We start from the raw sequence: 10451 nt of genomic DNA on the forward strand, positions 1-10451 counted from the left end.
TTATAAAACAATCTATTATAACAATTTCAGATAATGATAATTATATTACATACCCTTTCCATCAATATGGGATCGCCATTGAATTAATGAAATCAACATTGAAAGATCTTAAAAAAAACAATTTAAGAACATTCAAAAAAGAAAATGTGGAAAGCAAGCTTTATTATCATCCCACTTTTACTGGGTATTTGTATAATAGACTATTTAGGGGAATAAAGTAATATTGAGACAAAATGAATCAAAAAATATTAGAAAGAAATCACAAACTCATCCGCATCACTACCGTTCCTATTTCTCTTGAAAAACTGTTAAACAATCAATTGCTTTTCATGAAGGATTATTATGAAGTTACAGCAATTTCATCGGATAAAGAAAACTTAGAAAGAGTGGGAAAATCACAAAACATTCCCGTTTATGCAGTAGAAATGACCCGAAAAATAACACCTTGGCAAGACTTAAAAGCGTTGTGGCAACTGTATCGCTATCTCAAAAAAGAGCAACCTTTAATAGTTCATACACATACTCCAAAAGCTGGAACCATTGGAATGATTGCTTCAAAAATGGCGGGTATTCCACATCGTTTACATACTGTTGCTGGTTTGCCTCTATTGGAAACAAATGGCAGTAAACGAAAACTGCTGAATTTTGTTGAAAAAATCACATACTCTTGTGCTTCAAAAATTTATTCTAATTCCAAAGGATTGAAAAATATTATTATCCAAGAGGGTTTCTGTAAACCAGAAAAATTAAAAATCATCGCAAATGGCAGTACCAATGGAATTGATACTCAATTTTTCAATCCAGAAAAAATAGCGACTGAAGATATATTAGATTTAAAAAAATCTCTAGGAATAAAACCAGAAGAATTTGTTTTTGTATACGTTGGTCGATTGACAGGCGATAAAGGCATAAATGAGTTGCTTGTTGCTTTCCAAAAAATTACAACACAATTTAATCAGGCCAAACTGTTGTTAGTTGGTTTTTTTGAATCAGAATTAGACCCTCTTCGCAAAGAAAGCTTGTTAGAAATCGAAAAGAATTCCCAAGTTATTTTTGTACCATTTCAAAAAGACGTTCGTCCCTATTATGCAGTTTCGGATGTTTTGGTCTTTCCCAGTTATCGTGAGGGTTTCCCAAATGCCGTTTTAGAAGCGGGTGCTATGCGATTGCCGAGCATTGTGACAAATATAAATGGTTGCAATGAAATCATAGAGCATCAAAAAAATGGAATTCTGATTCCTCCCAAAGATTGCAATGCCTTATTTACTGCAATGAAAGAAATAATCACAGACACTAATCTGCGAAATTATTTGCAACAAAATGCAAGACCAATGGTTGTTTCTCGATTTGAACAAATTGTAGTTTGGGAAGCACTTTTAGCCGAATATCAAAAACTGGAAAGTCATGTATGATACCTTTTTCAAAAGATTAATTGATATAATTCTGGCAAGCATAAACTTAGTGCTACTGACTCCATTATTTGTAATTATAACAATAGTACTATTTTTTGCAAATGAAGGAGAACCTTTTTTTGTCCAAAAAAGACCTGGAAAAAATGGTCAAATCTTTAATATGTTTAAGTTTAAGACCATGACCAATAAAAAAGATTCTGATGGCAACTTACTCCCTGATTCAAAAAGAATGACCCGATTAGGCAATTTTGCCCGAAGAATATCTCTGGACGAAATCCCGCAACTCATCAATGTAATTCGGGGTGACATGAGCCTTGTGGGACCAAGACCTTTATTACCTGAATATTTACCTTTATATAATGAAACCCAAAAAAAACGCCACGAAGTTAAGCCGGGCATCACTGGATGGGCACAAGTGAACAAAGAAAACATCACTTCTTGGCAAACAAAATTTGAATATGATTTATGGTATATTGAACATAAAAGCTTTTTTTTGGATTTAAAAATTGTATTTTTAACTCTAAAAAAAGTTCTTATACCACTGAAAACCAACCCAACAAATACAGAATCGTTTAACGGTAAAAATTAACCTATGAGTAACATCTTAATCACTTGTGCAGGAAAAAGAGTCTCCCTTGTTCGCTCGTTTAAAACCGAACTGAAACTTATTTTTTCGGATTCAAAAGTATATACCACTGATTCCTCACCTGAAAAATCTGCTGGTTGTAGGGTTTCTGATGGCTATTTTAAAACACCATCTGTAACCCAATATAACTATATTGCAGAATTGTTACAAATTGCAATTGACAATAACATCAAACTTATCGTACCAACGATTGACACTGAGTTACTCGTTTTGTCTCAAAATATGGACTTGTTCAAAAAACACCAGATTGAAATCCTCGTTTCCGATTATGACAACATTAAAACATTAATAAACAAAAGGCTAACCAATCGCTTTTTTGAAAAACTAAAAATTGATTATGCCAAAGAATTCGATAAAAATAATTTCACTTTACCGCTTTATATAAAACCAATCGACGGAAGCAGAAGTGTTGATAATTATATTGTAAAAAAAGAATCAGAATTGACTGCTTATCATTTTTCTAATGAAAAATTATTGTTTTTTGAGTATTTGGAACATAACGATTTTACAGAATATACTATCGATATGTATTTTGACAAAACAAGTAATCTAAAATGTCTCATTCCAAGGGAGAGATTAGAAATACGTGCAGGTGAAGTCAATAAGGCCATAACAAGAAGGACATGGTTTATAGATATAATTGCCTCAAAGTTTAAGCACATTTCCGGATTAAGAGGCTGTATATCTTTACAATTATTTGTCAATAATGATACAGAAGTAATTTATGGTATCGAAATTAATCCTAGATTTAGCGGTGGGTTTCCATTAAGTTATCTTGCCGGAGGAAACTATCCAAAATGGATTATACAAGAATACATACTAGGAGATACCAAAATACCCTTCTATGAAGATTGGGAGGAAAACCTAATGATGCTGCGTTATGATGATGAAATTTTGATTAGGAATTATAATTCTGAAAGTGAGAAAAAAATCAGTGTCAATAAACCCGAAAAAATAACAATCGATAAGAAGCTCCTTTAGTATTAACAAATAAAATATTGTTCATTTTAGAATTTTTTAACTAATAAAGTAACAAAAAAATGGATAAAATTAGAAAGCTATTTCTAAAAATACTGAAGGCTACCGCTATAAATACAATTATTACCCATCACTTTACAAATAAAAAATTTCTAATAAATACATACCATCATAAAGGCTATTGGTACTTTGGAAAAAAAAGAGAAGAAAACACCATCCGAATATTTCAAAAATGGATTAGAAAGGGTGATTATGTTTTGGAAATTGGCGGACATATTGGCTATTTCACTACTTTATATTCTATTTTAGTTGGAGAAACAGGGAAAATTGATGTTTTTGAGCCTAGTGAACTTAATTTATTTTATTTAAAAAAAAATATTGCGTATTTACCTCAAAAAATCGAACAAATCATAACTGTTGAAAATGCGGGAGCCGGAGATATTAATGGAACTCTTGATTTTTACATCGACCCCATATCTGGCCAAAACAATTCATTCATTAAAAACTTTGATGGCTATTTATCCAGTCGAAAATTATCTGCCGAAACTTCTTCGGAGATGATTGTCACTCAAGCAAAAGTAATTACTTTAGACAGTTATTATGAAAAAGCTTCTCATTTACCCGATTTTGTGAAAATTGATGTTGAAGGATATGAATGGAATGTATTACAAGGATTTAAAAAAATTATTGCCAAGTATCACCCAAAATTAATGGTAGAGATACAAAACGATGCAGAAAATATTTTAACTTTTTTCAAAAACTATGATTATACTATCTACAACGACAAGTTAGAAGAGATTATTGACTATAATGATTATCTAAATAAAAAAACCCCGAATATATTCTTCCAATATTACAATTAAATGAACAATCAAAAAATATGGTTATCCTCCCCTCACATGGGAGGGACTGAGCTGAACTATATACACGAGGCCTTTGACACTAATTGGATTGCGCCATTGGGGACAAATATTACCGAGTTTGAGCATGATTTAGAAAAATATCTCTCTCAGGATCTTTTTGTAACAGCACTCAGCTCAGCAACTGCCGCTATTCATTTGGGATTAATCCTCTTGGGTGTAAAAACCGGTGATGTCGTTATTTGCCAATCACTGACCTTTTCAGCTTCGGCAAATCCAATTCTCTACCAAGGTGCAACTCCCGTATTTATCGATAGTGAACTCGAAACCTGGAATCTTTGTCCCGTTGCTTTAGAAACAGCAATTGTAGATTGTATATACAAAGGCCAAATACCAAAAGCAATCATCACAGTCCATTTATATGGAGTCCCTTATCAAATTGAGGAAGTAAGAGCAGTAGCCAATAAATACAACATCCCCATTCTTGAAGACAGTGCCGAAGCTTTAGGCAGCAGCTACAAAGGTCAAAAATGTGGCACTTTTGGAGATATTAGCGTTTTTTCATTCAATGGCAACAAGATCATAACTACTTCAGGAGGCGGAGCAATTGTAACTTCCAATCAAACGTTAAAGAAAAAAGCACAGTTTCTTGCCTCACAATCAAAAGACGAAGCTCCTCATTATCAACACAGTGAAATCGGATACAATTATCAAATGAGCAATATTTGTGCGGGAATTGGACGCGGGCAGATGAAAGTATTGGATGAACATATAAGTTTAAGAAGATCGATGCATGATTTTTATGTAGCCCTTTTTGAAAATATTCCTGGAATTACAGTTTATTCTACAAAAAACCCAGACTATTTTGCGAATTATTGGTTGACTTCCATACAGGTTAATCCTAAAGAAACCCAAAATGGCATCGACCGAGAAACCATCCGATTGACCTTATTAGATTCCAATATAGAATGCAGACCCTTATGGAAACCCATGCACCTACAACCACTCTATGAAAGCTGCCCTTTTTATGGAAATAAAATTGCCGAAACCCTTTTTGAAAATGGGCTGAGTTTACCCTCTGGTTCAAATTTAACAGATTTGGATCGAAATCGAATAAGGGCTGTTTTATTAAATTTATTGGGTTAATTGAATTTGAATTATCAAATATTGATTCTAAAATAAACCAACATATGTATTTAACTTTATTGTTTAAAAGACCAGTATCGCTATTGTTACTAACTCTAATCCTTTTTTCGTGTGCTTCTCGGAAAGATATAGTTTACTATCAAGATATTGATAAAACTTCTTTACAAGAAAAAACCAATTCATATGAAATAAAAATACAGCCAGATGATTTGTTAATGATTATCGTTTCTGCAGAAGATGCTGAAATTGCAGCCCCTTTCAATTTAAAAACTTACACAACCGTAAATCCAACCAAACAAGATGTTGCTGGTGCACAAACTACCCAACTGTATTTAGTCGATTCGAATGGGTTAATTGATTTCCCAATTTTAGGACGATTAAAAGTAAGTGGAATGGCAAGATCTCAAGTTGTTCAACTTTTACAAGAAAAAATTTCAGCCTATATCAAGAATCCTATTATCAATCTTCGTATCATGAATTTTAAAATTTCAGTTCAGGGAGAGGTAACATTGCCAGGATCTTATACGATCACATCAGAAAGGGTGACCCTCATCGAAGCTCTATCTATGGCTAAGGATCTGACCATCTATGGCAAACGAGACAATATATTAATTATAAGAGAAATAGACGGAGTAAAAAGTTTCAACAGAGTCGATATTACGAAATCCGAATTTATGAATTCCCCATTTTATTATTTGGCACAAAACGATATTGTTTATGTCGAGCCCAATAAAAATAAGGTTAACGGATCGGCAGTGGGACCAAACACAGGAGTCATAATCTCAATCACTTCATTATTGATTACATTAATAACTTTAATAGTAACGACAGCAAAATAATTCTTCTATGGAAAGAAATCCTTCAAATGAAAATCAGAATAGAGAATTTCTATTACGTAACTTCATAGATCACTATTTAGTTCACTGGAGATGGTTTTTAATTGGAACGCTTATAAGTATCATTATAGCCACTATTTACTTGCGCTATACGACACCTCAATTCAAGGCAACAGCCATAATTTTGGTCAAAGACGAAAAAAAGGGGGGAATGCTATCCGAACTTTCGGCATTTTCGGATATGGGAATTGAAAGCGGTTTAAAAAATAATCTCGATAATGAAATTGAAATTTTAAAATCGAGAACTTTAATAGAAAACACAGTAAAAAAACTGAATCTAAACATTTCAACTTACATTAAAGGAAATATTATTAACTCTGAAATGTTTGAAAAAAAGCCCATTAACATTCATTTTACCCCAAAATCAGTTGAATTTTATGAGTCAAAAACAACGCTTCAATTTGTAGAAATTTCACCAACAACTTTTCAATTGGAGAACCAACCTGAAAGCGAATCATCAAAAAAAGGCTTCTTAAATAAAAAGGAATTTCAATATGGCGAACTTATAACAACCCAAAACTGGAATTTGGTCATAACTAAAAACCCAAGCAAATTATCCAAAATTAACAATCGAGAAATTACTATACAGGTAAGTCCAATGGATGATATTGTGGATGGCTTTAGAAATCGTCTCAATATAAATCCACTAAGTAAGACCAGTAGTGTTGTTGAATTATCATTGGTTGATCCCGTATATGAAAAAGCCGAAATTTTCTTGGATAATTTAATACAAATTTACAACCAAGATGCCATTACCGATAAAAACCAAATTTCCGAAAACACATCCAAATTCATAGCTGAAAGACTGTCCTTAATCACTAGGGAATTGGATGGAGTGGAACAGGATGTTGAGAGTTTCAAAAAAACAAATAACTTGACCGACATCGATTCGGAAGCCAAACTTTTTATAGAAGGATCCAATACGTATGACAAAAAAGGAGTAGAAACAGAAATCCAACTTAATGTTGTAAATTCCATGTTCGACTACATTAAAAAAAGCAACAACACCGATTTGCTTCCCACCAATCTTATTGCCGGAGAAGAAGATGCTGCAGGAATTATCACTATGTATAATGAGCTCGTTTTGGATCGTAATAGAATCCTAAAATCTGCAACCACTGCCAATCCAACGGTCTTGAAAATGGATCAGCAAATTGCATCTTTAAAACAAAACCTCCTTTCTAGTTTAGACCGTTTAAAATCCACTCTAATAATACAGAAAAGAGATCTGGACAGCCATAAAGGATTTATGGATTCTAAGATTGAAAAAATTCCAATTCAAGAACGTCAATTTAAAGTCATTGCTAGGCAACAAAAAATAAAAGAAGAGCTCTATTTGTATCTACTCCAAAAAAGAGAAGAAACAGCAATTTCTTTGTCGGCAACAGAACCTAACGCCAGAGTGATCGACGCAGCAAAAGCAAGCCATACTCCTGTAGCTCCCAAGAAAAAGATCATCTATTTAGTCGCTTTTATAATTGGTATACTAATCCCTTTTGGAATTATATACCTCATGGATTTGTTGGATACGAAAATAAAAAGCCGCCTTGATCTGGAAGGAAAAACAACAATTCCATACCTTGGAGACATTCCCACATCCGATGCGAATACCCAAATTATCAAATCCGAAAGTAGAACCAGTTCTGCCGAAGCCTTACGAATCATTAGAACCAATTTGGAATTCATGCTCAGTAAAGTTCCAGAAAACCAAGCCAAAACCTTATTCCTAACCTCTACTTTTTCAAAGGAAGGCAAAACGTTTGTATCGGTAAACCTAGCGGCAACCTTTGCATTATCTGGTAAAAAGGTATTACTTATAGGAATGGATATTCGAAATCCAAAACTTGACGATTATGTATCCTTACCAGATCAAGGACTCACTAACTACCTTTCAAATAAAGACATTGCACTGGAAGATTTAATCATAAAACAAAAAGGATACGAAAACTTTTATATCTTACCAGCAGGTATCATTCCCCCCAATCCAGCCGAATTATTATTGAGCCAAAAAGTCGATACCTTATTCAAAACAATCAAAGCCCAATACGATTACATCATAGTTGATACTGCTCCGATAAGTCTCGTTACCGATACGCTTTTAATCGCAAAACACGCCGATTGCTTCCTATTTGTCATTCGAGCCAATTTCCTGGAAAAAAGAATGTTGCATATTGCCAATAACTTATATCTGGAGCAAAAGTTACCCAATATGTGTCTGCTTCTTAATGATACAGATTCTACAAAAGGATATGGCTACGGCTATGGCTACGGTATAAAAAACAAAAAAAAACCTTGGCACAAAAAATTATGGACTAAATAAACTAGAATCAAAAGTTCTATAAAAATACCCACAAATAGTTTCCAACTTTTTGGGGGCAGTTCCATAATTGTTTGTTGCCCATTTTTTTATCGCCATGGAGTTACTCAATTCTAAAGAACTGATTGTTCCCTATCACTTCTTTGAGAGCCGTCACATCCTTCAGCTTTACTTTTTCTTCAAAAAAAGCAATATGCTTACTGTGATGTACATCCGATCCCACAAAATCATACATTCCCTTTTGCAATAATTGCTCGGCTTTCTTAGCGATTGGCTCCCCATAATATCCCACAACTGCCAATAAATTCAATTGAAAAAGACAGCCTACCCGCTTCAATTTTAGATATTCATCAAAATTATTGTGATAAAATGCATAACGCTCCGGGTGTGCCAAAACAGGGATATAGCCTGCCACCTGCAAATCAAAAAGTATATTATACAATTGCATCGGAGCATTCAAATAAGACATCTCTACCAATACATAATTATCCTTCAAAGTCAACAACTTCCCCGTTTGAAAAAGCTTTACAAAGTGTTCATCCATCAAATACTCTGAAGCAGCGCGAAAAGGAACCTTTTTGTCATTTTTTTCAAGCTCAAGAATTGCTTGATCTTTAAGCAAAAGAATACTTTCACTTGTATTATCCCAAACTTGATGCATAATATGTGGAGTAGTCACAAATTGTGAAACTCCAAAACCTTGAAGCGCTTGAACCAAATCAAGTGTTTGCTCAAAAGTTTGAGCGCCATCATCAATACCTGGCAATAAATGGGAATGAATATCCACATGATCCGATGGAATCAAATCTCTTAGTACAGGTCTATTTTTGAAAAATAAAAACAATGGCTTCTATTTAAAATGAACTACAAAGGAAGTGAAAATTAAATAAACCATAACTAGTCTGGCCTAAACAAAAAAAGCTGCCAAAATCACTAAGGATCTTGACAGCAAAAAAAAAATATCTTTTAAATATTACATTTTAAATCTCAAATAAAAACTTCTAAAATTAGAATCCGTAAACTACGGCTAAAAGAACTTGAGAAGCAGAACTAGTAGGATTCATATCCGAATTAACAAACATAACATCATCTGAATTACTATCAATTCTAAACTCTGGAATAATAGTTAATCCACTAACTTTATAGTTACCTGATAATGTAAAAGCTGTTACATCAGTATCTCCTGAACCTTCTTTGTACTTAAAATATTCAGCACGTACTCCCAAAGCAAAAGCATCGCTAATCGCATAAGATGGGTATATCGCAGCTCCTGAATAACCCACGTCGCCTTCGTTTGAAAAATCAGCTCCGTTTACACCTAATTTGAATTTTTCAGTAAGTTGGAATGTCGCTGTTAAATCAAAAATAGTACCACTTACAGAACCGTCCATAAAATTAAGGTAAGCACTTGTTCCTCCAGAAACATAGGACAATTGACCTCCTACAGCATTCAATCCTTTAATAGGGTCGGCTTTGTATGAATTCCAAGAGTCATTAAACACTCCTAACATTGCACCAAATTTTTCCGATATTTTATAATTGACTTTAACACCTGCATTCTGGAATGGCCCGTTGGTGAACAAATAAGAAGTAGAGTAGCTAAAATTCCCTAAAGGCGAAATCACTTCGTATCCTATAAAAGTCCCCATGTAACCTGCAGTAAAACTAAATTTATCTGAAACTGCATAAGTTGCATATAAATTTTGAATGTGGAAGGAATTCAAATCTGTTCCATCGCCATTTGGAATGGATTGATATTGTCCTCTTGGTCCAAAAGAAACTTCACCCACGAAAGACACTTTCTTTATGGTTTTCTTAAAAGCAATATCAAGCATCCCTAAAGACACTGAATTTTGATCTGTTCCAAAACTTGTTTTAATGTTTTGATTTTTTGAAAAATCATACTTGTAATATAAATCTCCAGAACCAGAAATTTGTAATGGTGTGGTCTCTGGAGCATCTTGCGCAAATGCAATACTTGTAGTCAAGGCTAACACTAAAATGGTAATTACTTTTTTCATATTTAATCTGTTTTTTAGTTAGTAATTCAATTAGGGTAATTGAATCAATTTTGGTTATTTTTTCTTTTTTCTTCGACGAAATTATTAACTTTTCGTTAACAGAAAAATTTTTTTGAAAGTTTCAGAGAAGAATTATCGATATCCGAAAATCATCGAAAAATAATGTGTATTTCCT

General features: G+C 33.4%; 10 protein-coding genes. 8 read left to right on the plus strand and 2 right to left on the minus strand.

Features of this window, described 5'->3' with window-relative positions; genetic code table 11:
• The 8 genes from B0E44_RS18965 to B0E44_RS16075 form a co-directional block, all read left to right on the plus strand.
• Nucleotides 1-221: hypothetical protein (locus tag B0E44_RS18965; RefSeq protein ID WP_217341315.1), on the plus strand; the 221-nt coding region annotated here is incomplete at its 5' end.
• Nucleotides 222-233: 12 nt separating this feature from the next.
• Nucleotides 234-1412, plus strand: a complete 1179-nt coding sequence (locus tag B0E44_RS16045; protein WP_077377557.1) for a glycosyltransferase family 4 protein — start codon at nt 234-236, stop codon at nt 1410-1412.
• On the plus strand, nt 1405-2001 hold the full coding sequence (locus B0E44_RS16050; RefSeq protein ID WP_077377559.1) for a sugar transferase: 597 nt from the start codon (nt 1405-1407) through the stop codon (nt 1999-2001). Before B0E44_RS16045 ends, B0E44_RS16050 begins: the two co-directional genes overlap by 8 nt.
• Nucleotides 2002-2004: 3 nt before the next feature.
• Nucleotides 2005-3039 (plus strand): ATP-grasp domain-containing protein, encoded by a 1035-nt coding sequence (locus tag B0E44_RS16055; RefSeq protein WP_077377562.1) that lies wholly within the window; start codon nt 2005-2007, stop codon nt 3037-3039.
• A gap of 59 nt (nt 3040-3098) precedes the next feature.
• Nucleotides 3099-3899 carry an FkbM family methyltransferase gene (locus tag B0E44_RS16060; protein ID WP_077377565.1) on the plus strand — a complete coding sequence of 267 codons (801 nt, stop codon included), beginning with the start codon at nt 3099-3101 and terminating at the stop codon, nt 3897-3899.
• Complete coding sequence (locus tag B0E44_RS16065; RefSeq protein WP_077377568.1) at nt 3900-5042, plus strand: DegT/DnrJ/EryC1/StrS aminotransferase family protein; 1143 nt, start codon at nt 3900-3902, stop codon at nt 5040-5042.
• Between the two features lie 44 nt (nt 5043-5086).
• Nucleotides 5087-5881: a polysaccharide biosynthesis/export family protein gene (locus B0E44_RS16070; RefSeq protein ID WP_077377571.1), complete on the plus strand. Its 795-nt coding sequence runs from the start codon at nt 5087-5089 to the stop codon at nt 5879-5881.
• 7 nt (nt 5882-5888) lie between these two features.
• Complete coding sequence (locus B0E44_RS16075) at nt 5889-8258, plus strand: tyrosine-protein kinase (protein WP_077377574.1); 2370 nt, start codon at nt 5889-5891, stop codon at nt 8256-8258.
• A 100-nt stretch (nt 8259-8358) separates the two neighbouring features.
• Here the strand turns inward: B0E44_RS16075 and B0E44_RS16080 are convergent, their stop codons facing one another.
• Both B0E44_RS16080 and B0E44_RS16085 read right to left on the minus strand, forming a co-directional pair.
• Complete coding sequence (locus B0E44_RS16080) at nt 8359-9099, minus strand: tyrosine-protein phosphatase (protein WP_077377577.1); 741 nt, start codon at nt 9097-9099, stop codon at nt 8359-8361.
• A gap of 163 nt (nt 9100-9262) precedes the next feature.
• Nucleotides 9263-10276 (minus strand): outer membrane beta-barrel protein, encoded by a 1014-nt coding sequence (locus tag B0E44_RS16085; RefSeq protein ID WP_077377580.1) that lies wholly within the window; start codon nt 10274-10276, stop codon nt 9263-9265.
• Nucleotides 10277-10451 lie beyond the last annotated feature (175 nt).

This window comes from Flavobacterium sp. A45 (assembly GCF_002001005.1).
In the GTDB taxonomy this organism is placed as follows: Bacteria; Bacteroidota; Bacteroidia; order Flavobacteriales; family Flavobacteriaceae; genus Flavobacterium.

Coding starts and splice junctions, on each gene's coding strand:
- B0E44_RS16045 (WP_077377557.1), top strand. CDS start 234: ATGAATCAAAAAATATTAGAAAGAAATCACAAACTCATCCGCATCACT.
- B0E44_RS16050 (WP_077377559.1), top strand. CDS start 1,405: ATGTATGATACCTTTTTCAAAAGATTAATTGATATAATTCTGGCAAGC.
- B0E44_RS16055 (WP_077377562.1), top strand. CDS start 2,005: ATGAGTAACATCTTAATCACTTGTGCAGGAAAAAGAGTCTCCCTTGTT.
- B0E44_RS16060 (WP_077377565.1), top strand. CDS start 3,099: ATGGATAAAATTAGAAAGCTATTTCTAAAAATACTGAAGGCTACCGCT.
- B0E44_RS16065 (WP_077377568.1), top strand. CDS start 3,900: ATGAACAATCAAAAAATATGGTTATCCTCCCCTCACATGGGAGGGACT.
- B0E44_RS16070 (WP_077377571.1), top strand. CDS start 5,087: ATGTATTTAACTTTATTGTTTAAAAGACCAGTATCGCTATTGTTACTA.
- B0E44_RS16075 (WP_077377574.1), top strand. CDS start 5,889: ATGGAAAGAAATCCTTCAAATGAAAATCAGAATAGAGAATTTCTATTA.
- B0E44_RS16085 (WP_077377580.1), bottom strand. CDS start 10,276: ATGAAAAAAGTAATTACCATTTTAGTGTTAGCCTTGACTACAAGTATT.